Origin of the sequence: Nocardia sp. 852002-20019_SCH5090214 (assembly GCF_001665865.1) — a bacterium.
GTDB classification, from domain to species: Bacteria; Actinomycetota; Actinomycetes; order Mycobacteriales; family Mycobacteriaceae; genus Nocardia; species Nocardia nova.
The window spans coordinates 1-23,400 of sequence record NZ_LZMK01000159.1; the positions used below are offsets into that span (position 1 = coordinate 1).

Below are 23,400 nucleotides of genomic sequence, written 5' to 3' on the forward strand. Positions count from 1 at the left end.
CGCCACCCGCGCATCCTCGAGCACCTCGACCTGGTTCGAGAACAGCCATTTCAGCACCGAGCGCCGGGCAGGTTCCCGGAACGTCGGCGCCAACCGGCCGCCACCCACCTCCGTACCTGGCGCGGCCGAATTCGCCCACCCTATCGGCGAGTGGGAGCACGCCGAACGACTGCGGACCGCGATCGACGAATTGGCCCGGGATGCCCGGATCACCGTTGTCGGTGGCGGTCCCACCGGCATCGAAACCGCCGCCGAACTGGCTGATCAGGGCCGCGCCGTCACGCTGGTGGGTGGCGGCCGGTTGGCGCCGACGTTCCGGGAACCTGCCCGGCGCTCGGTGCTGAAATGGCTGTTCTCGAACCAGGTCGAGGTGCTCGAGGATGCGCGGGTGGCGCGGTCGACCAGCAGCCGCACGCCGTTGCCGAGCAGCGTGTCGTAGTCGAGGGCGGCATCGCGGGTTCGGGCGACGAACTGGTGGAGCCGAATACGCTCGACGAAGCGCGGACGGGGATTGACGAGCGTGACGGTCACGTCCTGGCGTTTGCGCAGCCGGTTGGCCGCCATGACGCCTGCGTATCCGCCGCCGATGACGACGATTTCGGTGGTGTCGCTGTGATCAGTCATGCCCATCAGACACCGGAAACGCCCACGACGTAACACGGCGTGACACGCGTCACCTCGCAACAGCCGGAATCGCATCCTCATCCCCGGTGCCCAACTCGTCCGCAGGCTAGTGCGGGCCGAAGAACTCGGTGAGGGCGGCTGTGACCGTGGCTGGATCGTCCTCGTGGACATTGTGTCCGGCGCCGGGGACGATCCGCAGCCTGGACGTCGGGATCAGCCGCGCGAGCGGCTGGGCCTGCGACGGATCGACGACACGGTCGTTCTCACCCCACAGGATCAGCGTGTCGGCGCGGACCTCGCTTGCCTCCCGCTGTACGGCCGCCAGATCGAGGTGTCGAGGCTGCTTCCACATGGCGGTCCGATTCTCCGGACGGCTGAGCGGGGCCCAATACGTGTCGGTCAGGTCCTCGGTGAGTATTTCCGGATGCGCGTAGGCGTCCCGCAGGCTCGCTCGATAGATGTCCCTGGTCATCACCGATGTGGCCAGTGCGCCGATGACCGGCTGCCGCATCAGTTGCATGTTCGCGTTGAGCCGGGTGTCGAGGACCAGCGGCGCGAGCAGTGCCAAACGATCTACCTGTTGCGGATACCGTGCGGCGAAATCCACCGCGACGGAACCGTTCAGGGAATGTGCGAGGACGGACGCACGTGTCAGCCCGACCGCGGATACGAACTGGCGCAACGCATCCGCCATGGCATGCACGTCGTATCCGAAGCCGGGATCGTGCAGCGTCGTGTACCCGGTGCCGGGCGGATCGACGGCATAGACGGTGTGGTCTGTGGCGAGCGCCGGGATGATGTCGCGGTAGGTGTACGACCATAGGGTCCCGCCCGGCAGCAGGATGAGCGGCGGTCCCTCGCCCGCTTTCCGATAGTGGAACCGCGCCGCCGGGGTGTCGGCATACAGCCATTCACCGGGCGCCGGGTCCGTGCCCGGATCGGCCCGGGCCGGCGCCACCATACCGATCACCAGCAGGACCGGCGCCGCCACGAGTATCCACCACCGCCGGCGTCTCCGCTGTGGTGCCCCATCGGACCTCATCTACCTTCTCCTTCTCTTGCTATGGCGGACAAGCGTTTCCGCTGTCGCTCAGGACCGGCGCACCGCGACGACGTCGAATTCCAGGGTGACCTTCGGGCTGACCATGCCGACGGCCGCCTTCCAATGCACGCCCCAGTCCTTGCGGTCGACGGTGGTGCTGCCGGTGAGGCCGAGCCGGACGATCCCGCGCGTATCGCGTTGCCTGACAGTCGATTCGAAGTCGACGGTGACGGGTGCGGCGACGCCGCGGATAGTCAGGTCGCCGGTGGCTCTGAGGATGGTTGCGCCGGTCTGTTCGACCTCGGTCGGAGTGAAGGTGATGGTCGGGTGGTCGTCTGCACCGAGGAACTTCTTTGCCACCAGATCGTCGCGCCGCTTGTTACCGGTGTCGAGGCTCTGTGCCCGAATTATGAGCTGGGCGTTCGACTTCGACGGGTGGTCACCGTCCAGGTGCGCGCTGCCCTCGAACTCGCCGAAGCTACCGCGCACCCTCGTGGACATCGTGTGCCGGGCGATGAACCCGATTCGGGTGTGCTCGGTATCGATGACGTAGTTCCCGGTCAGTTCACTCGACTCGATGTTGCTCGTCATGGTTTGTCCTGTTCACTGGTTGAGTGCGGCTGGTCGTCGACGCCGCCACGCCGGCGACGTAGCCGCTGCCGATCGCCACGACTGTGGGCGAATGCCGTTGTGTTCGGGCACGCCCACGCGACACCGCCCACGACTGCGGGATAACACCTTGTGATGCGAGTCATAGCTTCGCTGGGCCGGGATGACTGCCCCCAGTTGGTTTCGGCACGTCCGAGTCGGGGGGCGAGTTCGGCGGCGCGATATGCGGCATGACAGGACGTTCGTTGCCCGTCACCGCTGAGCTGGTTCGGTTCGCTCGCGGAGAGCGGCGATATCGCGGACCCCACCGTGTACGCGACTGTGCTGCGGACGTCGAACCGCCTGTGGACCTATCTCAGCCCCGCCGAGCAGATCGGCCCCGGCGCGCGCACCGCCCGCTTCCGGGTGGGCGGAGACCAGCCGGTCCTCGACCGCGACGGCCGCAGTCGTATCTCGTTCGAGGACACCGCCGTCGCATTACTCGACGAGATCGAGACTCCTCGCTTCGTGCAGCGGCGTTTCACCGTCGGCTACTGAATCCGCGGTCCGCAAGCCCTTCCGAAGACGCGGCCAAGGCAACGGTAGTGCGCGTGCGAACATGCTCGCGCACAGCCGCTTCGGACCGAGCCGCCATCGACCAAGCGACTCCGCAAGAGCGCCCGCCGGCACCGGCGATCGAAAATTCATGCGCCACTTGGCAGAGTGTCGTTCATGACGCCGAGCGCCCTTTTCTTCCAACTCGGAACCGAGTACAGACGACGGGTTCACCTGTCGCTGTGCGAGGATGCGCTGCCGACCTGGATCGGTTACGTGCGGGAGAAGCCCAGTGCGCTACGCTATCGCGACTCGGTTGTCGGAATGCGGCACGACGTGGATGTCGAGCTTCCCGCCGATGCCCTTCGCTCTGCCGGGGCCGGTGTGGATCTCGCGGATGTCGGCAACCGGTATCTCGAGCCCATCACCGCGCTGCAAGACGATGATCTCGCCTTCCCCGACCCGGTCGAGTTCGCCTACTACGCGATCTACAACTGTTTTCGCAAGTACGTCGGTGGTGACAACATCGAAGATTGGCTGATCGTCAACCAAGCCTTGTCGGCTCACGACAGCGACCAGGCGGCGCCGCGTTTGACGCGAACGATCAACGAAATCACCCGGACCCCTCCCGCTAACCGACCGACGGCCTCGCATGATTCGCGGGGACGCTGACCCGACCGGCGCCGGCCGGTCGGGTCAGCTGCGAGCTCCCGTCATCGTGGCGGCAACTGCCGACACCGCAACGACATTCGACTGGATGCTGGTGCGATAGCGGCGGGTCTGTCTCGGCCGAACATATCGTGCAAACCTCGATGAAAATCGCGGAAAACCGCATAGGGCGGTGCGGTGTGCACGGTTATGCGCAGCGACATGCCGACGGGACCGCATGGGGTGCAGGTCGAGAGACGCTGCGCGGCATCACTTCATATGCCGTGCGAAGAACTGGTCTCCGTAGTCTCCCTCGAAGTGCGGGACGCCGGTGTGCCCGCCCATGTTGGCGTGCAGCGTCTTTTCCTTCGAGCCGAAGGCGTCGAACAGGTCGAGGGCCTGCTGCCGATCGTTTCCTTCGTCGTCCCACTGCAGCAGGACCAGCAGCGGGATGGTGACCTGCCGGGCCTCGTCGAACATGCTGCGGGGCACGAAACTTCCGGCGAACAACACGGCAGCCACGATGCGTGGCTCGACGACCGCCAGCCGGAGCGCGATGGCGATCACCCCTCCCGAGAACCCGACCGGCCCGCCGATCTCGGGCAGCGACAGGAGGGCGTCCAGGGTGGCCCGCCATTCCGGTACCGCCTTGTCGACCAGCGGTAGGACGAGCCGGTCCACGATCTCGCCGTCGACCGGTTCGCCGGCCTGAACCGCCCGGCGCAGATCGGCGCGGGCCTGCTCGGCGTCGGGGGAACGCGGCCGGTCACCGCTGCCGGGGAGTTCGATCGTGGCCGCGGCGTAGCCTTGCGCCACCGCGCGCCGGGCCCGGCCCGCCAGACGGGGATACATCTTGTCCAGTCCGCCGGGATGGCCGAGCAGGATCAGCGGTGTGGGTGCGGGGGCGGATGCCGGCGTCCACAGGATGCCGGGGATCTCGCCGAGGGTGAACCGGCGTTCGAGGACGTCGTCGTCGAGACGCTGTTCCGAGGTGAGATGCATGGTCGTGCCTTTCGGGAGTGCTTTCGCGGCGCTCCCGGACGACCTATCGCCCGACCGTGACCCCTGAGGGGAGCACCCATGTCGATACTGCGTTCACGGGTACCACCTCCTCGTTCTCTTGCACGGCTCCGGGAAAGGTAGCAGTGGTCCCGGTTGTCCGGCAACAGGTTTTCGCGGCGATGTGCGGCTACTTACACGCGATCACGGGTGCTCGCAGTCGCAGGTGTGGTCGTCGGTCTGGTGCGGGCCGAGGGCGGCCGGGGTGGGGCAGCAGGTGTCGCCGCGCCAGGCGTTCACGCCCTCCTTCGCCGCGATCAGGGCGATGACCAGTGCGGCGATCGGATCGGCCCACGACCATCCGAACAGGGCGTTGAGTAGTAGACCGACGAGCAGTACCGCGGACAGGTAGGTGCAGAGCAGGGTCTGTTTGGAGTCGGCGACCGCGCTGGCGGAGCCCAGTTCGCGACCGGCGCGTCGCTGCGCGGCCGACAGGATGGGCATGATCACCAAACTGACTGCGGCCAAACCGATTCCGATGGGGGAGTGGCGAGCTTCACCGATTCCGAGCAGGCCGCGGATCGAGTCGACGGTGACGTAGAGCGCGAGTGCGAAGAACGAGAACGCGATGATGCGCAGCGCGATCTTCTCCCGGGCCTCCGGGTTCGGTCCGGCGAACTGCCACGCCACCGCGGCCGCGGAAGACACCTCGATCACCGAATCCAGTCCGAATCCGATCAGCGCGGTCGAGGACGCCCGGCTGCCCTCGGTGAGCGCGATGATCGCCTCGATGACGTTGTAGGAGATGGTCGCGGCTACGAACCAGCGGATCCGCCGCGCCAGCACGGCACGCCGCTGCGACGACGGGCCGGCCGCCACGGTCGACGGCACACCCGGCATACCCAGCGACTGCGACATCAGCAGCAGCCCTCGGTCTCGGCGGCGGGGCAGCAGGCCGGATCGACCGCGAGCACCAGCCCGAGCAGGTCTTCGAGGGCGGCGGCGATGCGGTGGTCGGCAAGTTCGTAACGGTTACGCCTACCCTCGGGGACCGCTACGACCAGCCCGCATCCGCGCAGGCACGCAAGATGATTGGACAGAATCTGGCGAGATACCCCGATCTGCTCGGCCATCTCCGCCGGATAGGCCGGGCCGGTGCGCAGGCTCAGCAGGATCCGGGTGCGGGTCGCATCCGATAGGGCGTGCCCGAAGCGGGCCAGCGCGTCGGTGTGGCCCACAGGCAAGGTCTGCATAACGCAAACGGTACATCGAAATCTGTATACAGAAAAGAGTGGATTATCGCCGTGTGGTCTTTGGGTGAATCTCGAGCTTGCATCCGGTACCGGGGTACAGGCTTACCGTCGAGATATGACGATTTCTCCGGTTCAGGACGACTGGGTGCCGCCGGCATGCACCCTGCCCACGGCCGAGCAGCCGATCCGGGTGGCCGAGTTCGATCGGTTTCTCGCTGAGGCGGTCCGTGCTGTTCGTCGACCGGGCCCTCACCGGCTCGACCTGATTCTCGCCGCCGATGCCGAGCCGCGGGCCCGGGACCTCGCGGCGCGGGAGAGTAGCTGTTGCTCGTTCTTCGCGTTCGACTTCGGCGCCACCGAGGAAGGTTCAGTGCTGAGTATCGTTGTCCCACCGGCCTATACGGCGGTGCTCGACGCATTCGCCGCCCGCATCACCGGCGGTGCGCGGTGACCGGGCTGCGCACCGGCGAGCTCGCGGCCGCGGCCGGGGTGAACACCCAGACCCTGCGGTACTACGAACGCCGCGGCCTGCTGGCCGAACCGCAGCGCACCCTCGGCGGGCACCGCCTGTATCCGGAGGAAGCGGTGACGGTGCTGCGGGTGATCAAGGCTGCCCAGCGGCTCGGGTTCACCCTCGACGAGGTCGCCGACCTGCTCTCCGGTACCAGCCACCACCGGCGCGATGCCGGATTGCGGACCCGTGCGCGCGTCAAGCTTGCGGAGGTCGATGCCGAACTGGCCGAACTCGGCGCGGTCCGCGACACCCTGCGTGCCGCGTTGGCCGCCGGGTGCGAGGACCTGCTCACCTGCAGTGAGACACCCTCCTGCCCAGTGCCTTTCGAGCTTCCGCCCGATTCCGGTACTTAGCGGATCGGGAGGATCGACAGTCGCGAATGCCGACACGACGATGCCGCGCTGACCACCTCCATCGGCGCTGGGGCAGTGTTACGTGTAGACCGTCCGAGCGCTCCCGCGGTGGTACTGGACGCGGGATCGGCCTGGAGCTCGCCGCGAACCGGTGCCGGTGGCAGCGAGAACCGGTGCCGGTGGCAGCCCGGCCTGCTGTGCCAGCAGGACTGTGGCGCAACACTTTTCAGACTCGCCGAGACATGAAACAGGGATCCGTGCGGAATCACCGACTGCGAGCCGCCCGGCCGACTCGCTTCGCCGATCGACTACGCCTGTGGTTGGGAGAACCCACCGTTCAGCATCGTGCCGGTGAAGGCGTCCCACTCATCAGCGGTGAAAACGAGGGCAGGGCCGTTCGGGTTCTTGGAATCGCGGATGCCGACCATGCTGCCATCGAGGAATGCGACCTCGACGCATTCTCTCGTGGCGGTGCTTCGGCTGCTCTTGAACCATTTCGCGCCGGATAGATCAACCGTCATCGCAAATACTCCTTCGCTACCTGTCGCAACAAGGCCCTGCTGGCCGACGCATCCAGGGAGGCGAGCTGCATCTCCTCGTATGCTCCAGCGTACCGGCGGACGGTAGCCGATTTCTCCAAGTACAAGTTGCCGGTGAAGGTTTCAACATAGACAACGGTGCGCGTGCGGTCGTTGAACCGCAGAACGACGAAGGCGCCCACCGGATCACCCAGGGGGACTCCGGAGCTGAACGGAAGAACTCGGACCTCGATGTTCGTGCGGGTGCTCATATCCGCGACGTGGCGAATCTGAGAGCCCATGACTTTGGCGCTTGCGACGCTCCTTCGGAGCGCCCCTTCGTGAATCACTGCCTGGAGTGCGGCGGGACGCACCTTGCGAGTGATGAGCAGCTGTCGTCGCAGCTTCAGCCGAAGGCGACGCTCGATTTCCTCCTCGGGAGCGTCGGGCAACGCGGTGCGCATCAGCGCCCGGGCGTAGTCCGGGAGCTGTAGTAGGCCGGGAATCAGGTCTGGTTGGTACGTGGCGACTTCCTGTGCTCCTGTTTCCAACCCCACATAGATATCGAAGTCGGCCGGAATCAGATCGTCGTACTCGTGCCACCAGTTCTGTGTATCGGCCTGCTGGGCAAGGCCTTTCATCGCCTCGACCTTCTCCTCATCGAACTCGTACAGCCGGCAGTACGCCTCGATCTCGGGAACCGACAGCTTCTGGGTGAGCCCCTTCTCGATACGCATCAACGTGGGTGCCGAGCGTCCGATATGTGCCGCGGCCTCGGCCAGGCTCATGCCGGTTTCCTCCCGGGCCTGCCTGAGGTAGTAGCCGAGCTGGCGTTTCGGCAGGGACAGCGGTTCCCCGCGTTCGGCCATCGAATGCCCCTTTCTATGCGTTGCGAAGTGAAATGGTGCCTCTGGATTCCTGTAATCCGTCCTGGCGCTTTGCGGCACTTCCGGCGGGATTTCATGTCGCGCACGCGGACCAGGCCGGTCGATGGTGTTCTGGTGCTGCGACCACGACCGACGCGAAAGCATGACCGCTCCTGCGGTCGGCACAAACAGAGGAACCTGACGAATCGCTAGTGCGGCTACAGGTGGAGTGCGCCCCTGTGCCACGGCTACCGCACATGATAGCCGAATCGTACCCGCCCGGCGAGCGCCGGTCGTGAATTGCGTTCCAGCCCAACGTTATCGAAGGAGATGTCACCAGTGCCGCACTCGCCGATCGACGAGGATGCTCTCCTCGCGCTACCGGATATCTGCGATCTCTCGCAGATCGAACTGGCCCACCATCTGATGCAGCATCACCGGAACTGCCGTATCGAACTGTGCGCGTGGAAACAGGTTGCCTATCGGACCCTGGTGCATGTCCGGCGGATCGAGCCGCCGCGGTTGAGCCCGCGCGAGCGTGCGCATCGGCGCGGCATCGAATTCCCGGTCGGCAGTGACCTTTCCGGTCTACCGCGACAGTGCGACGTGCCGATCGAAACCTTCCAGCAGGTGCTCGCCGGGCTGAGCGAACTCGCGAACGATCTGTACCCCAACACCATTCGTGACCGGTGAGCGATGGGAACGTGGAACGCCCTGTCGAGCGTCGTCACGGTGCTGGCGGGGTGCGGCGTCGTGCTGCTCGCTGTCGGATGCTTCTGGCCGAGCGATGATTCTCCGCGTTCCGGGCACGTCGAGCGATGGAACGGCGCGAACTCCGGGTCGCCGATCGCTCGGCTCACGGACTGGAGCTGTGCCCCGCCCGCCCGGTCCTTCACTACGGCCGAGGCTCACCACTGGATGCAGATGCATCGCGATCACGACTGCCCGCGCAAGCGTGAGGCCTTCGCCGCGCTGGTCGCGGCCGGTCGCATTCGTCCCGATTCCACCCGCCCGAACACCCTCAGGAGCGACGACGATGAGTGATCGTGAGACGAATACCTCGGCAGCGCAAGCAGATCCGATGCCGGAACGCATTCCCGAGCTCACCGCGCGCGCCGAAACCGCCGGCTACGCTCTCCTCCGCAGCGTCCGCCCGCAACCGGAATGGAAACTGCTGGACAGGGAAAGCGGGGAAGAGGTCTTCTGCACCGCTGAACTGAACGCGATCGAACAATGGCTCGATTCGTGATCCGTCCTATCGCGACGTCGATGTGGCCGCACGCCACCGAACTCGTCCCGCCCGGTGCCGGACGGTGGGTGCGACGCCACCTTGGCGCACCAGGCGCCGCCGGGTCACCTCGTCGGCCTGCGCGGGGATCCTCCGGGTTCGTCCCGGCGCCAGGGAGGCGACTGCGACCAGTGCGCTCGCCCCCAGTGCGGCGGCCAGCGGCACCAGGGTGTTCGCGGTCAGCGGAAGAGCCATGACTGCCTCCTCGTCGTCGGGCCGGCAGAGCACACGACCGCTTCGCACGCTATCGGGTGATTCGGACTCGCGGCAGAGCGACACGCCGCCGCGCATTTCGCCCCGGTGCGCCGGGTTCGGCGGCGAACACCGGCGACAGTCTCTGTAACGTGTTCTAATTCTGTGATGACCGGCGTACAGGGATGGGTGGATCCGGCTTTCGAGGCGGTCCGCGAGGTGTTTGCCGCCAACCTGGGCGAGGGGCGCGATCTGGGCGCCTCCGTGGCGGTGTGTGTCGACGGGCGCGCTGTGGTGGATCTGTGGGGTGGTGTCGCCGACGAACGCACCGGGCGGGCGTGGGAGCAGGACACGGCCTGCGTCGTCTTCTCCTGCACGAAAGCGGTCACCGCGACGGCGGCTCTCGCCGTCGCGCACGACCTCGGCATCGACCCGGACGAGCCGGTCGCGGGGTGGTGGCCCGAGTACGCGGTCGCCGGCAAGGAATCCACGACGCTCGCCGACATGCTGACCCATCGCGCCGGGCTGCCCGTCTTCGAGCAGCCGATCACGGTGGCCGAGGCCGCCGACGCGGAACTGATGGCACGCACCCTCGCGGCGCAGCGCCCGATGTGGCGTCCGGGTAGCGAACACGGTTATCACGCATTGACTTTCGGCTGGCTGGTGGGCGAATTCGTACGCCGCCATACCCAGTCGACGGTCGGTGAGTATGTGCGCGGCCACTTCGGTGCGGATCTGCGCATCGGTGTTTCCGCCGACGAGGCCGCTCGAGCGGCGCGCCTGGCCCGCCCGCCCGCCGCCGAGATGGTGTGGACCGACGACAGCGGGCCGATCGATGCGTCCGCGGCGGCCCGCGTGGCAGAGGCGTATCGCGATCCGGATTCGCTGCTGATGCGCTCCTCGTCCAATCCCACTGCGGCATACAATAATTCGGATGTGCTGGCGGGTGGGTGGCCGGCGTCGGGTCTGGTCGTCACAGCTCGCGCTCTCGCCGGCTTCTATCGCGACCTCGTCGCGGGAACGCTGTTGCCGCAGGCGGTCCTCGCCGAGGCCACGCGGGAGCGGGTGCGCGGGGTGGACGCGGTGCTGCAACTCGAGACGGCGTTCGGCTGGGGATACATGCTGCCGTCGCAGAACTTCGTCCTGCCGGACACCGCGGCACCCACCGCGTTCGGACACCCCGGCGCGGGCGGCTCGATCGGCATTGGTGATGTCGACAACCGGGTGGCGATCGCCTTCGTTCCGAATCTGCGCCGTGACTGGCTCGCCGGTGACCGGCGAGCCTACGACCTGGTCGCCGCCGTCTACGACTGCCTGTGATCGTCGCCGGAAGGCTTCGCCGCGAGCGGAATTCAGGCGAATGCGGCCGCTCTGCGGAGGGCGTCGAGGGTGGTCTCCGGTGATGTGTTGAAGCAGAACCGGATTCCCGGCGCCGCCTCGGCGAGGAGATTGACCACGCGCTCGAAGAGCAGAGTGTGCTCGGGTATGGCTCGCACCGCCCCGCCCACCATGACGAGGTCGAACGACCGGGTCGCCAGCACCGCGCGGATGTCGTTCTCGGCCTCGTCGGGCGACGCGGAGACAAGGCACGGTGTGATATCGAATTCGGTATCGCGCAGCGCGGCATTGGCGGCGTCGACCCTGGCGGTGAGTTGCTCCTCGTCCAGATCGGGAAGGCGACTGTAGTCCAGCGCTCGTGGATGCAATCCGATGGTCAGCGCGCGGAGCCGGGCGGGATCGGTCATCGTTCTCCTCCGAGAAGGGGGCAGTTGTCCACATGGGACGATGGGCCTGTTCGGCAATTTAGCTTTGAAAGCAAAGGTATTTGAGGGAGAAGGGTATGTCAACGGAGCACGACGGGCTGTCCCTGGACGAGAGCGTCCGGGCGATGGTGCTGCTCATGCCGCGACTGGTCGGCCGGGCGAAACGCCTGCCGGTGCCCGACGCCCTGCGATCGTTCGATCTGGCGCCGCGCCATCTGTCGTTGTTGACGTACGTGCTGTTCGACGGGCCGCTCACGGTCAACGAGCTGGCGAGGCGACTGGAGGTGGCGCCGACCACCGTGAGCCTGATGATCGCCGACCTCAGCCGCCAGGGCGTCCTGGAACGCCGCACCGACGACAACGACCGGCGGCGCACCCTCGTCGCGATCGCCGACGCGCACCGAAAGGCGGTGGCGGACTGGCTCGGTGGCGCGGATCGGGGGTGGCGCGCCGCGCTGGGCCCGCTGACCGCGGAGCAGCGGGCCCTGGTCATCGCGACACTGCGCGCCTACGAGGAAGCGGTCTCCGCCGGCTGACGTCGAAAGTGCTTGTCAGGGCTCGAGATCGACGACCCCGGTGCCGCTCGCGATGTCGAAGGGCACCGACACCTGGTCGTGCACGATCAGCCAGGTGCCGTCGATCTTGCGCATTCCGTAGGTGACCCGGACCCACATACCACTGTTGGCCACCCCGTTCTTCATCGTGCCGTGCAGCCGGGCGAAGGCGTGCCCGAATGCCACGTCCTCGCCCACGGTGAACGTCAGATCGCGAATCTCGTAGTCCACGTCCTCGAAGAACAGGAAAACCTTGGCCCAGTTGTCGAGTTTCGCGGTGATCCCGACGTGCTGGAGTGGCGGTTCGACATCGAAGGACACGACGTCGGTCGCGTACGCCTGCCGCACGGCGTCGAGATCCTTGGCGCGCAGTCCGTCGACCACCCGGTCGATCAGGCGGCGGATCTCGGCTTCGTCGGCCGCGAGCCGGTCGGCGCGGGACTGAAAATCGTTGGATACGGTCATGTTCGGCTCCTCAGGAATTGGCGAGAGTGGTTTCGGCGCCGGCCCGCAGCGGGGCCAGCGCGGTGCTCCACGCGACGACTTGGTCCAGCGTTTTGTCCAGCGCGGCGGCGTGATGGTCCCGCGGGGTGAAGGTGGTGTGGTTCTCGAAATCGGTGAGCACCGAGATCGAGACCTGATAGCCCACATCGGCCATCCCCAGCGAGCTGCAGACCGCCCGCAGCTGCACAACCGCGCGGGCGCCACCGTTCGCGCCGTAGGAGACGAATCCGACCGCCTTGTCGACCCACTCGGCGAAGACGTGATCGAGGGCGTTCTTCAGCACCCCCGGCATCCCGCCGTTGTATTCGGGGGTCACCAGCACGAAACCGTCGAACGCTGCGATCCGCTCGGCCCACGCCCGGGTGTGCGCGTGCACCGAGGGGCCGAACATCGGCGGCACCGGCTCGTCCAGATGCGGCAGCGGGTGATCGCGCAGATCGATCAGTTCGAATTCGGCATCGCCGCGACGCGATGCCGAGTCCAGAACCCACTGCGCGATCTGGGCACCGTTGCGGTTGGGGCGGGTACTGCCGAGGATGATGCCGATTCTGGTCATGTCCGGAGCTCCTGGATGGCTGAAAAACTGGTACGTCCTTTCGACGACGCAGCCGCCCGGAATGTCAGGCGATGGTCGTGCCCGGCGGCTCGCGGGCGTGACGGTGGGCCGGCACCCGGTTGCGCGGTGTGGGGATCGGCGCTGGTTACGATCGGTTTCATGCTGCGAGGACTTGCCGGTACAGCCGTGGTGGTCGGTGTGGCGCTGGCCGGTGCCGCCGGACCGGGTCTGGCCGAACCCGCCCATACCGCGTTCGCCGCCGGCACCGAGGGACTGGATCCGCTGCTGGCCGCCGCCTACACGATGGCCGAAAGCCAGGCCCACCAGCAGGGTGTTCCGCTCGAGATCGTGTCCGGGCATCGCACCCGCGAGGAACAGGAACAGCTGTGGGAGCAGGGCATCGCCACCTACGGCGGTCCCGACGCCGCGCGGCGGTGGGTGCTGCCGCCGGACGAATCCACGCACGTAACCGGTAAGGCCATCGACGTCGGCCCGCAGCAGGGCGCGCAGTGGATGCAGGACAACGGAAATCGGTGGGGGCTGTGCCGGACGTTCGACAACGAGTGGTGGCACTTCGAGTTGCAGACCTTCCCCGGTGGCGCCTGCCCGCCCCGGTGGCCCGACGCCAGTGTCCGTCCGCACCGGTAGCGCGAAACTCGCGAATCGGATAGCTACCAATCGGTATTCAGCAAACTTTCGGAGACACGCCGATTGTCCTGTCCAATACCGGTGTGGCGCACTCGCGGATGGGGCACTGTAAATGTCTGGCGGTTTCCCGGCAGACGGGCCGGGACGCTCGAAGCGATGGAGGTTCGGGTGCAAGGGCGGGTTCCGGTACGGCGGAGCGGTGCGATACGTGGCAATGCGGTGCACAGCGAGACCGGACCGGACATACCCACGGTCCAGCTGATCCCCGAGACCGGTCTGTCCTCCATACCGTGCGGATGGCTGCTGCCGGAACTGCCCACCGCCCTGCTGATCGCGGTCTTCGTCGGCACCGGCTGGGTCGGCTACGCCGCCTCCGACCGGCCGATTCCCGATCCGCCGCTGACCGTCGTGGTCGCACCCGGCGACCGGGATACGCTGTCGGTCACCTTCGGCGACCGGTGAGCCGCGCCGGGCGCGAATATGCCCGGCGCGCAACGAATTTGGTCTAGCTGGTCGGCTCCAGCGCCTCGTCGAAAGTGATGCCGCCCTCGACGGTGTGCGGGGTGCGGCGCCGGTTGGGCGAGCCCAGGGCGGTGGTCAGATCGGAGCCGTCGTGTTCGGCCAGCAGCGCCGAGGAATCCCATACCAGCAGCGTCGCGCTGACGGTGTTCTCGGCGGCCGAATGCGCGAGGTCGTAATGCGCGCACGCGGGCACGTGATCGTAGGTGATCCACAGGTCGTAGCCGGTCATGAACAGGTCGAGATCGAAATCGACCGACAGGCCGAGCAATTCGCTGCGACCGTTGTCGTCGACGCCGGCGAACGCCTCGTCCAGTGCGAGCAGTCGCGGCGCCTGCGGATCGGCCGAATCCAGCATCACGTGCGCGGCGGCGAACAGCGGAAGATGCAGTGACACCGACTGTTCGCCACCCGAGAGCGCGCTGTGCCGGGCGACGGTGAGCCGATCCTCGGAGCCGTCGGCGGTCACCAGGGTGAACGAGAACACCCGCCACGTGCGGTAGTCCAGGGTGGTGGCCAGAATCTCCGGATAGGACCGTTCCGGATGCGCCGCGCGTGCCGCCCGGATCTCGGCGGCGAAATGCGCACGCACAGTGGCCAACTCGTCGGGACCCAGATCGGCAGCGGCGCGGTCCAGCAGTTTGCACACCGCGCGCGCCGACTCCGACAGATTGTCCGCCAGCACCCAGTGCACCCCGATGGTGTTGCCCGAGGACATGCGCCGCTGCTTCATCTCCGCGCCCATCCGGGCGATGAGATCGCGGGCGTCGCAGGTGCGTTCGTGGATCTGCTGCGCCAGCCCGGTCAGCAGCGCGTCCTCGAGAATACGCCGCTCCGCATCGGTCAGCAGCAGTTCCTGATCGGCGCGAGCCGCGGCGATGCGGTCGGCGAAATCGGCCAGTGCCGCCATCCCGTTGTCGTCGTGCACCTGGACCACGGTCAGGCCGTCGGCCGCGTCCCATTGCAGGCGGTAGTCCTGGCGCGCGGAGGCCAGTGCGGCGTCGAATTCCTGCAGCGCCGCGGTCACCGCGCTGCGGGTCGACTTGCGGGCGGACTCCCCGGCGCGCACGGAAGTGGTGGCGGCGCAGAGGTTGTCGAACAACTCGTGCACCTCGACGGGCAGGACGGCGGTCTCGTTCTCCGGCCCGCCGGATTCGATGCGATACAGCAGCTGATCGGCCGTCGACCAGGCCGCCGGCGAACTCGGCCACCGGCTCTCGGTGGGCGCGCCCAGCAGCGAGAGCAGATCGGGCCGCGCGTAGGGCGCGAGTTGCCGCACGTCGGTGAGCAATTCGGTCAGCGCGGTGCCGAGCGACTCGTGGGCGGCGCGATAGGCGCCCTCGGCCGAACCGACCGCTTCGATCGCCTCGGCGGCGGCCTTGCGAGCGGCCCGCTGTTCGGCGCGGGCGGCGTCGATGCGCTCGCGGGCCTGCTCGAGTTCGCGGTCGATATCGGCGGCGTCGGCGCCCAGCGCCTCACGCAGCGTCTCGAGTTTGCGCAATTGCTCCTCGTACCCGGCTCGCGCGGCTTCGGCCTCCTCGGCGAAAGCCTCGGCCAGATCGCGGGATTCGCCGAGCCGGTCGCTGGCCTCGCGGGCGCGTTCGGCCTCGCGTTGCTGGTCGCCGCGCAGCCGCAGCAGGGCGGTGCCGGTGTTCTCGAAATGGCGGACGGCCGCGGCGAGCGCGTCCAGCTCCGCGGGGTCGCGCGGCGCGTTGCGGGAGGCGGCGACCGCGCGCACCTTCTTGTCGGCCGCGGTGAACGCCGCGACCGCCTGGTCCAGATCGTGTTCGGCCTGCGCCGCCGCCTCGGTATGCGAGCGCAGAACTCCCGCCGCCTCGGACACCGAACGCAGCGCGGCGATCACCGCACTGCTGCGCGGCAAGTCCTTCGCGGCGGCCGCCAGCCGGGCCAACTCGCCGGAGGCCTCATCGGCGTCCGCACGAGCGGTCTGTTCGGTCTGTTCGGCGGCGGCGATCTCCTCGGCCAACTCGGCCAGGCGCCGCTCCCGGCGTCGGGCCCGGGCGGTGGCGCCGATGAATTCGGCCTGCGGCTTGTGGTGGCGGCCGATCTGGACACCCTGCCGGAAACCGCCGTCACCGCCGACGGCAACGAGGTCGCCGACGTGGGAGCCGTTGTCGCTCAATGCGATAGAGGCCAGGATATCGGTGAGGTGGGTGCGCGAGACCGTAGCGATCGGCGAATCGGCATCGACGCCGACACCGTCCTCGACGACCAGCACCTGCGCGAGAGTGGGACCGTCGGGCCGGGCGGTGGGCGGGAGCGGCGTCAGGAAGGTGTCCGAATCAGCCTGCGGCGCCTCGTCATTCGCACCGACCCAGGCGTCGAGCAAGCCCGCGGCCTGTAAAGCCGCCTCGATCCCGGCGACGCGCGCGGCATCGATGTCGTCGGCGAAACGCACCAGCCGCCACAGCGGTGCGCCGGGACGCGTCGTCCGGGCCTCGGCGCGGCTCTGCGGGGACGGGGGCGCGTCGTCCTGTTCGGCCGCGACCCGCTGCTGTTCGGCACGCAGCGCCGTGGTGCGATCGCGAGCCTGATCGGCGCTCGCGCGGGCCAGACGGCGGCGATCCCGCAGCGACTCGGTGAGCGATTCGGTGTGCTCGGCCAGCACCTGCGGCAGCGGCGGCGCATCGTCGCCGCCGGCCTCGGCGAGCGCGGCGTCGAGCGCCTCGAACAATCCGGCGGCCACGGGTGAGTACAGCTCACCGTGGGTGTTCCACCAACTACGCAGGGAGGCAGCGGTATTCGCGCGTGTCAGCGCCACCGCGGCCTCCGCCTCGGCCAATTCGGCGGCCGCGGTGTCGCGCCGGCGGGCCGCACGCTCGAGGGCTCGCTCCGCGCGGGTGCGGTCGGCCGCGGCGGCATCGGCCACCGTCATCGCCTGGCGCACCGCGCGCACATCGGCGTCGCGTTCCTCGGCGTGGCTGCGCACGGTGGTGGTGAGTTGTTCGGTGCGGGCCTGTTCCGGCAGGGCGGCCCAGGCGATTCCGGCCTCCTCGGCCGCCGCGCGCAGTTCGTCCTCACCGCGGGCCAGGGCCGCGGCGGCGGTGGTGACCGCGGCGGTGGCGCGTTCGTATTCCTCGCCGCGCTGGTCGGCCGCCTGCTGGGCCTTGGTCGCCTTGTCGCGGTGGACCGCCGCCGAGGTCTCGAGCCGCCGCACCGCATCGGCCAGATCGTCGAGCTGCTGCTTGCCCTCGTAGGCGCTGGACCGCTGCAGCGTCTCCCGATCGGTCAGGGCCTGCTCGTAGGCGCGATCGGCCTCCTCGGCGCGATGCTCGGCGGCGGTGCGCTCGGTCTCGCGCCGCTGCCGCAGTGCCGCGGCCGCGAACAGCGCGGTGCTGCCGTGGGTCACCGCGTCCAGCCGCGAGCGCACCTGATCCACATCCGACTTCGCCTGCACCGCAAGGTATTTGCGATAGACGTCGACGAAGGTGCGAGTGGCGGAGTCGGCGGCGACCAGCCCCTCGAGCGTGCGGCCGACCTCCTCCATATCGCTGAACGAGCGGGCGGCGTCGAGGATCAGCTGATCGTCGAGCGGGCGCAGACCGTCGGTGAGGGCCTGCGACAGTCCGCGCGGATCGAGGTTCTTGGCCAGCTGCGGGCGGCGCAGCGTCAGGATCAGATTGATCAACTGGTCGTAGCGCTGCACACCGAGGCCGAACATGCGCGCGTCGATCGCGGCGCGGTAGTCGACGGGGCGGTCCACGATCGCGTCGGTGCCGATCTGCTCGGCCAGCTGTTTGCGGGTGAAGGGCCGGTCGTCGGGTCCGATCAGCGAGAAGTCCACGCCCACCCGGCCGTCGGCGACGAAATACCACCGCGTCACCTTGTCCGAGGACCGGGTCGCGCGCATGCCGATGCCGACGGTGACCACCTCGGGATCCGACCAGCGCCCGCGCGCGAATTCCATCCAGACATAGGAATAGGCCGAATCCTGTTTGCGATAGAGCAGATTCGACTTCATCGTGCGCTCTTCACCGGCGAACGGATTCAACCGCCGCGGTTCGATGCGGCCGTCGAAGACGAAGGGGAACAACACCTCCAGGGCCTTGGTCTTGCCGGATCCGTTCGGACCGCGCAGCACCAGCCGCCCGTCGGCGAAGCAGAATTCCTGATCGCGGTAGTCCCACAGATTGACGATTCCGGCGCGGGTGGGAATGAAGCGGACACCACCGTGAATGAGGTCCATGGTTACTCCGTCCCCTTTCCTGAGGTACTGGATCCCGCGGCGCCGGCCGGTGCGGTCGCCGGTTGCCCGGTGGCGTGCGCGCCCAGCGATCGTGCCGAGGCGAACAATTCGGTTTCGGCCCGCGTGCGCACGGTGACCACCGCGCCCCGATAGCGGGCCAGCGCGGGCAGTGCCAGGACACCGCCGTCGACCATCTCCACCAGAGACAGCCGCGCCAGCAGACCGACCACCTCGGTGGTGAGCCCGCCCACGTCGGCCTGCCATTGAGCGGCGAAGGTCGAACCGTACCGCTCGGTGAGCGCGTGCACCGTCGCGCGAATCCACTCGTCGTCGACGAACGGATGGGTGATCGGCTCGGGACCTTCCTCGTCGGCCGGATCATCCGCGTCGCCGGGTTCCTGCGGCGCCGTGACCAGCGGCGCGAAGACCGTGGCCGCCGGAATGGCGGCATCGAGACCGTCGGCGATGCCGGTGGCGGCGGGCGGGCGCGGTTGCCGGGGCAGCGGATTGTCGATGTCGAGGACCCGGTCGGCGATCTCGCCGATCAGCAGCAGCGCCACCTGCGCGAGGGTTCCGGTGCTGGGGAAGCGCACATCGGAGAACCGGCCGGAGGTGTCGATCAAGGCCACACCCTCACCGCGGCGTTCGGCGCGCAACCCGGTGAGCAACTCCACCTCCGCCACGATCTTCTCGCTGCCCAGCGCGGATTGTTCCGCCGCACCGAGGGTTTCGGTGTAGACGACCGGCAGTTCGATCAGCGCCCGCCGCACCCGGCGCGCGGCCGCGGCGCGCGACGGCACGGAAACCGTTGCGGCGGAATCGGTGTCGTCGGCGAGCAGGGTGCGCACACTGTGCAGGTGCTGCAACGCGCGCGGCGGCCGGAATATCGCGAACACCACCGAGCGGTCGATGTCGTAGAGTGCCTCACCCGCTTCCGGGTCGGCGGCCCAGCCACCGGCGTCGCCGTCGGCGAGGGTCAGGGCGCCGCGGGCGGCCAGCCAGGCCACCGCGTCCACGAACGCATCCCGGTCGGCAGCGCGTTCGGTCGACAGTTCCAGCCCTTCCACCCGCACGGCGTAGGCCGCGACCTGATCGGCCAACTCCGACAGCGTGATCTGATCACCGGCGCGACCGAGCGCCGCCAGGGCGAGGGAGAGATAGGCGTAGCGGCGACGGTCGAAGATACGATCGGCGGGGGTACGGGCGGGACGGCCGGTGTCGAGCCGGTCGGGGATCGGGAACAGCCGAGCCGTGGTCTCGGTGACCTCGAGCCGGTAACCGAGCAGCTCGGCCATGTCCTCGCGCAGTTCCGTGGCCCAGCGCCGGATCAACGGCAGCGCAATGCGATCCGGGAAGGTCCGGGTCACCAGATGATTGGCCAGCAGGACCCGCGCCGCGCGCTGGTAGCTGTCCAATGCGAGCGGGTCGATGGTTTTCGCGTGCATCACGACCGACCGGAGGCGGTGCGGGCGCGGGAATTCTCGCGCACCTCGAGCCGGCGGTGATCCAGATACAGCAGGCCCTGGGCCGTGCGCACCACCGTGGAGCCGGGATGTTCGCGGACCGTCAGCGTGACGCCGCTGTCGGATCCGGTCGTGCTCACCCGGCCGCTCACGGGCACCCACGCGGTCGAGGCGGCGTCGAGCAGCCGCAGCAGGACCTCGGTTTCACGTTCGTCGAGCACCCGGTCGTGCACATCGGCTGCGGCCAGCGACATCGCGGCCGCCGCGCGGGCCCGCTGCGTCTCCAACTGCGCCTGGCGCAGCCGCCGCACCCCGGCATCGTTGCGCACGAGCCGCGCGGGCGCGCCCGGGGTGGGCTGACGGCCGGTTTCGGCGAGCGTGCGCGCGATCTCCAGCGGCGCTGCCTCCCACCAGGATCGGTGGGCGGGAATGATGTCGGCGTCGGGATGTTCCATCGACAGGTGCCGGGGTTTGCCCAATCCGAAGACGACGTCGAACAGGGCGTGCGCACTGTCGGTGGTGGGCGCGGCGGCGAACCAACCGGCCAGATGCCGCAGCGCCGACTCCCGGCTCACCCCGCCCTTGCGTGTTTCGGTCACGCGGCGCAGCAGCGACAGCACCGCCGCGATCGCGCTCATGGTCGCCTCCCGCAACCGTTCGGCCTCGGTCGCCGGTGCGGATTCGGCGGCCGGGTCGGGCGCGCCGCGATCGCGGACCGCGACGAACCATCCGCGCAGCCCCTGCCAGCGAGCCCGCCAATCGGCTTCGCGCGCGCCGATGTCCAGCAGCACCCGCTCGTCACAGGACGCGGCGCGGGCGATCAGCGACTCGGCGCCGGTGTCGTCGACCTCGGCGATCGCGGCCGCCAGCCGGGGCGCGTAGCGGGCCAGATCCATGCTGAATTCGCGCATGTGCGCCAGCAGCGCATCCTTGTGTGCGAGAAAGGCTTCCGGCGTGGCCTCGGTCGTGCGGACCAGATCGCCGAGGGTCAGATAGAAATGCGCCGCGCGGTCGGCCAATTCGGACAGCGCGGTATCGAGTCGCTTCAGGATCCGGTACACCCGCTCGGCGTCCCCGCCGCGATTGGCCTGCGCCAGTGCTTGCAGATCGGCCAGCAGTTCCGGGAGCACCAGCCGCGACAGCGAGGCCTCGTCCAAGCGCGCGCCCAGGACCTCGTTCACCGCCCGGTACGCCTGATATCCGGCCTGCGAGAACTGATATACGTAGTGCCGGTTGCGATATTCGGCCAGGGTCGCCGCGCGGGTGCCGTCGTAACTGCGTTCCAGCACACCCCAGGTGTGCAGCTGTTCGAGCAGCGGCCCGATCTCGGTGGCGGTGGGGTGCGGGGCATCGAGCATCCGAGCCAGGGTGTCGGCCACATCGGAGGCATGCAGCAGCACCACATAGGCGGCACGCGCGTGATCGAAGGCGCGCAGCACCCACAGATAGTCGTTGCGCTTGTCGGCGGTGGCGAAGGAGAACAACCGCAGCCGATCCGCGCCCTCGATCACCGTCTCGTCCCGGGTGCGGGAGACGCCGTCGAACAGTGCGGGTTCGGCGGGTAGCAATCGGTCAGCGGACTCGGTCACCGGCACGAGCGTAATACCTGCCCGTGCGCCGCGGCGGCGCACCCGGGCCTCGGCGTGCCGTCACCCCGCCTCGGTGGCGACCGCGGAGCGTTCCACGGTCAGCAGGCTCTCCTCACTGTGCTCGCGATGATAGGCGGCGCCACCGCCGTTGAGGCCGAACAACCGCTTCGACCACAGCAACCACAGCACCGCGGCGATATTGATAACCAGGGCGCCGGCGCGGACGACGGTGATGCGCTCGGTGAGCTCGTAGATTTCGAGCGGTAGGAACAGCGAGGTGGCGATCACCGCGAAATACTCACCCCAGCGCTGCACGTACCACAGGCCCACGGCCTCCACGAATTCGATGACGGCGTACGCCAGCAACCCCGCCGCGATCCAGGTGAGCACGGTCGGCGACAGCGTCCAGCCCTTCTCGATGAACGCCACGATCTTGGAATTGTCGGGATTCCAGCCGATCTGGTCGGCGAGCGGACGGATCAGCGGCAGCTCGCGATCGAATGCGGCATGCAGCTGCTCCTGCGAATTGCGCACCTTGAACACCCCGGCGGCCAGCACCACGAACACCAGCCCGCGGATCACGCGTTCGGTGGCCAGCAGCCGCATGATCAGCCGGTCGCGCAGCAGCCGCCCGCGCGGCACCTCGGGCGCCGCGTCGGCCGGGCCGCGTCCGCGCGGTTCGCCGATCACGAAGTTCCCGCAGCGCAGACACCGCCAGGCTTCGCCGGCGGCCGTCGAAACATGCAGGCGCGCAGCCAGTTCCGCTTCGTCGGGGGCGTAGGTGGCGTGCCCGTGCCACGAGCAGCTGCGCAGACTGAAGTCCATTCGTCGCAGCGTACAACCCCGGCGGCATCGTGCAATTCAGCGGCGCAGGCGAATCCGCTCAGCTCATCGACAGGACCCGCAGCTGCTCGAGGTAGGTGCGAGTGCGGGGATCGGACGGATAGCGTTCGATCATCTCCCGCGCCGCCTCGCCCGCGATCCACAGCAGTGAGGGCAGCGAGCGGCGCTTGCCCTCGAACGCCCGCATCGCCTCGTCGACCGCGAGCTCCAGATCGCGATCGCGGACCGCTACGACGGCCAGGGTCAGCTGTGCCTCGGATACGCGCATCGGCTGACGGACCGAACCGTCGAGGCCCGTGGCGCTGCGGATCACCTGGCGGGCATAGGCTTCCGCCGGGCGGTTGTCACCGGCGACCCGGCAGCAATCCATGGCGTAGAAGTCGAACTTCTGCGCGTCGACCACGAAGTGGTTGTCCAGATTTGCCGGATTGTCCAATTGCCGCAAGATATTTCGGCCGCGCTCGAGGGCGCGTTCCATCGCCTCGCGATCGCCGATGCGGGCCCACGCCTTGGCCTGCTGCGCGGCCAGCTGCACGCCGACGCCCATGCCGCGGCAGTTGTCCAGGGCGGACTCGGCCACCTCGATCGCACCGCGGTAGTTGCCCTGCGTGATGGCGAACCAGGCCGCCATTTCCGCACCCCAGCCGACGATTTCGGGATGGTCGGCCTCCTGTCCCAGTGACAGGGCCGCGCGGCGGGTCGCCTCCGCGGCGGTGCGCCGGCCCAGGTCGTAGTCCACACATCCGACCAGCAACGCCACCCAACCGGCGAGGACCAGCACCTCGCGATGCTGGGCCAGGGTCAGCCGCCCGTCCAGCAGCGAGGTGATGCGCCGCAGCCACGCGGTGCCCTCGGTATGCAGTTCGTGCGGGTCGGCGAAGGGATATTCGCAGCACAGCCGCTCGGCGGTGATGCGAATGGCATCCAGTGTGGCCGAGGAGATGTCGGACATCCGTAGCCGGCCGATGAACTCGAGCGTGTCCATTCCCGTTGACGACAAAAGTTCGTCGTCCCGATTCGGGCGCGCCTTGGGGAAAAACGCCGCGGTGACGGTGTCGAACGCCGCCGCGATGATCGGCGCGTAGAAATCGTCCGGGCGCGACTCGCCCGATTCCCAACGGCGCCAATTGCGTAGGAGGGTACTGTCTGTCGGCAAGTTGTGGGATGACTTCGCGCGCATCGCACGGACGGCATCCGCTTGGGACCACCCCCGGGCGTCGCGTTCGGAGCGCATCCTGACAGCCCAGACGGGTCGATCGTCACTCACGGCCACGTCTGTAGTATCCCACCAGTTAACGCGAGTTGGACCCAATA

At 68.3% G+C, this 23,400-nt stretch carries 28 protein-coding genes and 1 pseudogene; 12 read left to right on the forward strand and 17 right to left on the reverse strand.

The features are described 5' to 3' along the window. Positions 1-142 precede the first annotated feature (142 nt). Complete coding sequence (locus A5780_RS39110; protein ID WP_231982941.1) at positions 143-439, forward strand: FAD-dependent oxidoreductase; 297 nt, start codon at positions 143-145, stop codon at positions 437-439. Positions 440-504: 65 nt separating this feature from the next. Here the strand turns inward: A5780_RS39110 and A5780_RS43095 are convergent. From A5780_RS43095 to A5780_RS13605, 3 genes and pseudogenes are all read right to left on the reverse strand, one after another. Continuing rightward, positions 505-795: pseudogene (locus A5780_RS43095) on the reverse strand (hypothetical protein); the annotation flags it as partial. After that, positions 731-1,666, reverse strand: coding sequence for an alpha/beta fold hydrolase (locus A5780_RS13600; RefSeq protein WP_082976461.1), 936 nt, complete (start codon positions 1,664-1,666; stop codon positions 731-733). The gene A5780_RS13600 and the pseudogene A5780_RS43095, both read right to left, overlap by 65 nt. 48 nt (positions 1,667-1,714) lie before the next feature. Continuing rightward, positions 1,715-2,257: a YceI family protein gene (locus A5780_RS13605; RefSeq protein WP_064908596.1), complete on the reverse strand. Its 543-nt coding sequence runs from the start codon at positions 2,255-2,257 to the stop codon at positions 1,715-1,717. Between the two features lie 327 nt (positions 2,258-2,584). Here A5780_RS13605 and A5780_RS13610 point away from each other — a divergent pair, with 327 nt between their 5' ends. Both A5780_RS13610 and A5780_RS13615 read left to right on the forward strand, forming a co-directional pair. Beyond that, positions 2,585-2,812, forward strand: coding sequence for a hypothetical protein (locus A5780_RS13610; RefSeq protein ID WP_064908597.1), 228 nt, complete (start codon positions 2,585-2,587; stop codon positions 2,810-2,812). Between the two features lie 174 nt (positions 2,813-2,986). Continuing rightward, positions 2,987-3,481 (forward strand): hypothetical protein, encoded by a 495-nt coding sequence (locus tag A5780_RS13615; protein WP_104363515.1) that lies wholly within the window; start codon positions 2,987-2,989, stop codon positions 3,479-3,481. A gap of 246 nt (positions 3,482-3,727) precedes the next feature. Here A5780_RS13615 and A5780_RS13620 read toward each other — a convergent pair whose 3' ends face one another. From A5780_RS13620 to A5780_RS13630, 3 genes are all read right to left on the reverse strand, one after another. Further along, positions 3,728-4,459 carry a dienelactone hydrolase family protein gene (locus tag A5780_RS13620; protein ID WP_064908599.1) on the reverse strand — a complete coding sequence of 244 codons (732 nt, stop codon included), beginning with the start codon at positions 4,457-4,459 and terminating at the stop codon, positions 3,728-3,730. 201 nt (positions 4,460-4,660) lie between these two features. Then, positions 4,661-5,374 carry a cation transporter gene (locus A5780_RS13625; RefSeq protein ID WP_063015791.1) on the reverse strand — a complete coding sequence of 238 codons (714 nt, stop codon included), beginning with the start codon at positions 5,372-5,374 and terminating at the stop codon, positions 4,661-4,663. Next, entirely contained in the window at positions 5,374-5,709 is a 336-nt protein-coding gene (locus A5780_RS13630; RefSeq protein ID WP_064901878.1) for a helix-turn-helix transcriptional regulator, read from the reverse strand. The genes A5780_RS13625 and A5780_RS13630 overlap by 1 nt, the downstream gene beginning before the upstream one ends. Before the next feature lie 115 nt (positions 5,710-5,824). Here A5780_RS13630 and A5780_RS13635 point away from each other — a divergent pair, with 115 nt between their 5' ends. Both A5780_RS13635 and A5780_RS13640 read left to right on the forward strand, forming a co-directional pair. Further along, positions 5,825-6,160: a hypothetical protein gene (locus tag A5780_RS13635; protein WP_064901879.1), complete on the forward strand. Its 336-nt coding sequence runs from the start codon at positions 5,825-5,827 to the stop codon at positions 6,158-6,160. Next, entirely contained in the window at positions 6,157-6,576 is a 420-nt protein-coding gene (locus tag A5780_RS13640) for a MerR family transcriptional regulator (protein ID WP_064901880.1), read from the forward strand. Before A5780_RS13635 ends, A5780_RS13640 begins: the two co-directional genes overlap by 4 nt. A gap of 308 nt (positions 6,577-6,884) precedes the next feature. Here the strand turns inward: A5780_RS13640 and A5780_RS13645 are convergent, their stop codons facing one another. Continuing rightward, positions 6,885-7,097: a DUF397 domain-containing protein gene (locus A5780_RS13645; RefSeq protein ID WP_064908600.1), complete on the reverse strand. Its 213-nt coding sequence runs from the start codon at positions 7,095-7,097 to the stop codon at positions 6,885-6,887. Continuing rightward, a complete protein-coding gene (locus A5780_RS13650) occupies positions 7,094-7,963 on the reverse strand; it encodes a helix-turn-helix transcriptional regulator (protein WP_064901882.1) in 870 nt (289 codons plus the stop codon). Before A5780_RS13650 ends, A5780_RS13645 begins: the two co-directional genes overlap by 4 nt. Positions 7,964-8,299: 336 nt before the next feature. On the opposite strand from A5780_RS13650, the gene A5780_RS13655 reads away from it, so the two are divergent. The 3 genes from A5780_RS13655 to A5780_RS39980 are packed head-to-tail and all read left to right on the forward strand — an operon-like array spanning position 8,300 to position 9,209. Then, positions 8,300-8,653, forward strand: coding sequence for a hypothetical protein (locus A5780_RS13655; protein ID WP_064908601.1), 354 nt, complete (start codon positions 8,300-8,302; stop codon positions 8,651-8,653). Positions 8,654-8,656: 3 nt separating this feature from the next. Continuing rightward, positions 8,657-9,004, forward strand: a complete 348-nt coding sequence (locus A5780_RS13660; RefSeq protein WP_064908602.1) for a hypothetical protein — start codon at positions 8,657-8,659, stop codon at positions 9,002-9,004. Then, a complete protein-coding gene (locus A5780_RS39980) occupies positions 8,997-9,209 on the forward strand; it encodes a hypothetical protein (RefSeq protein WP_146102162.1) in 213 nt (70 codons plus the stop codon). Before A5780_RS13660 ends, A5780_RS39980 begins: the two co-directional genes overlap by 8 nt. A gap of 6 nt (positions 9,210-9,215) precedes the next feature. Here A5780_RS39980 and A5780_RS40915 read toward each other — a convergent pair whose 3' ends face one another. Next, entirely contained in the window at positions 9,216-9,443 is a 228-nt protein-coding gene (locus A5780_RS40915) for a hypothetical protein (RefSeq protein ID WP_181068507.1), read from the reverse strand. A gap of 165 nt (positions 9,444-9,608) precedes the next feature. Between A5780_RS40915 and A5780_RS13670 the strand changes: the two genes are divergently transcribed. Continuing rightward, positions 9,609-10,760 (forward strand): serine hydrolase domain-containing protein, encoded by a 1,152-nt coding sequence (locus A5780_RS13670; protein WP_064908604.1) that lies wholly within the window; start codon positions 9,609-9,611, stop codon positions 10,758-10,760. A gap of 32 nt (positions 10,761-10,792) precedes the next feature. On the opposite strand, the gene A5780_RS13675 is transcribed toward A5780_RS13670, so the two are convergent. Next, positions 10,793-11,185 carry a hypothetical protein gene (locus tag A5780_RS13675; protein ID WP_030518359.1) on the reverse strand — a complete coding sequence of 131 codons (393 nt, stop codon included), beginning with the start codon at positions 11,183-11,185 and terminating at the stop codon, positions 10,793-10,795. Positions 11,186-11,280: 95 nt separating this feature from the next. Between A5780_RS13675 and A5780_RS13680 the strand changes: the two genes are divergently transcribed. Further along, complete coding sequence (locus A5780_RS13680; RefSeq protein ID WP_082976462.1) at positions 11,281-11,739, forward strand: MarR family transcriptional regulator; 459 nt, start codon at positions 11,281-11,283, stop codon at positions 11,737-11,739. A gap of 15 nt (positions 11,740-11,754) precedes the next feature. Here the strand turns inward: A5780_RS13680 and A5780_RS13685 are convergent, their stop codons facing one another. Then, the gene (locus tag A5780_RS13685) at positions 11,755-12,222 is read right to left on the reverse strand and encodes a nuclear transport factor 2 family protein (protein ID WP_064901888.1); all 468 of its coding nucleotides are present in this window, start codon (positions 12,220-12,222) and stop codon (positions 11,755-11,757) included. Positions 12,223-12,232: 10 nt separating this feature from the next. Next, positions 12,233-12,817 carry an NADPH-dependent FMN reductase gene (locus A5780_RS13690; protein WP_063015779.1) on the reverse strand — a complete coding sequence of 195 codons (585 nt, stop codon included), beginning with the start codon at positions 12,815-12,817 and terminating at the stop codon, positions 12,233-12,235. A gap of 159 nt (positions 12,818-12,976) precedes the next feature. Between A5780_RS13690 and A5780_RS13695 the strand changes: the two genes are divergently transcribed. Next, complete coding sequence (locus A5780_RS13695) at positions 12,977-13,465, forward strand: M15 family metallopeptidase (RefSeq protein ID WP_063015778.1); 489 nt, start codon at positions 12,977-12,979, stop codon at positions 13,463-13,465. A 219-nt stretch (positions 13,466-13,684) separates the two neighbouring features. Beyond that, positions 13,685-13,927 (forward strand): hypothetical protein, encoded by a 243-nt coding sequence (locus tag A5780_RS13700; RefSeq protein ID WP_064901890.1) that lies wholly within the window; start codon positions 13,685-13,687, stop codon positions 13,925-13,927. Between the two features lie 43 nt (positions 13,928-13,970). Here the strand turns inward: A5780_RS13700 and A5780_RS13705 are convergent, their stop codons facing one another. The 5 genes from A5780_RS13705 to A5780_RS13725 all read right to left on the reverse strand — a co-directional run bounded on the left by A5780_RS13705 (position 13,971) and on the right by A5780_RS13725 (position 23,242). Beyond that, a complete protein-coding gene (locus tag A5780_RS13705) occupies positions 13,971-18,191 on the reverse strand; it encodes a TIGR02680 family protein (protein WP_064908605.1) in 4,221 nt (1,406 codons plus the stop codon). A 2-nt stretch (positions 18,192-18,193) separates the two neighbouring features. Further along, positions 18,194-19,636 (reverse strand): TIGR02678 family protein, encoded by a 1,443-nt coding sequence (locus A5780_RS13710; RefSeq protein WP_063019363.1) that lies wholly within the window; start codon positions 19,634-19,636, stop codon positions 18,194-18,196. Continuing rightward, positions 19,636-21,144 carry a TIGR02677 family protein gene (locus A5780_RS13715; protein WP_063019361.1) on the reverse strand — a complete coding sequence of 503 codons (1,509 nt, stop codon included), beginning with the start codon at positions 21,142-21,144 and terminating at the stop codon, positions 19,636-19,638. Before A5780_RS13715 ends, A5780_RS13710 begins: the two co-directional genes overlap by 1 nt. A gap of 159 nt (positions 21,145-21,303) precedes the next feature. Further along, a complete protein-coding gene (locus A5780_RS13720) occupies positions 21,304-22,068 on the reverse strand; it encodes a DUF2127 domain-containing protein (RefSeq protein WP_030518368.1) in 765 nt (254 codons plus the stop codon). Between the two features lie 58 nt (positions 22,069-22,126). After that, positions 22,127-23,242, reverse strand: coding sequence for an XRE family transcriptional regulator (locus A5780_RS13725; protein ID WP_231982940.1), 1,116 nt, complete (start codon positions 23,240-23,242; stop codon positions 22,127-22,129). Positions 23,243-23,400 lie beyond the last annotated feature (158 nt).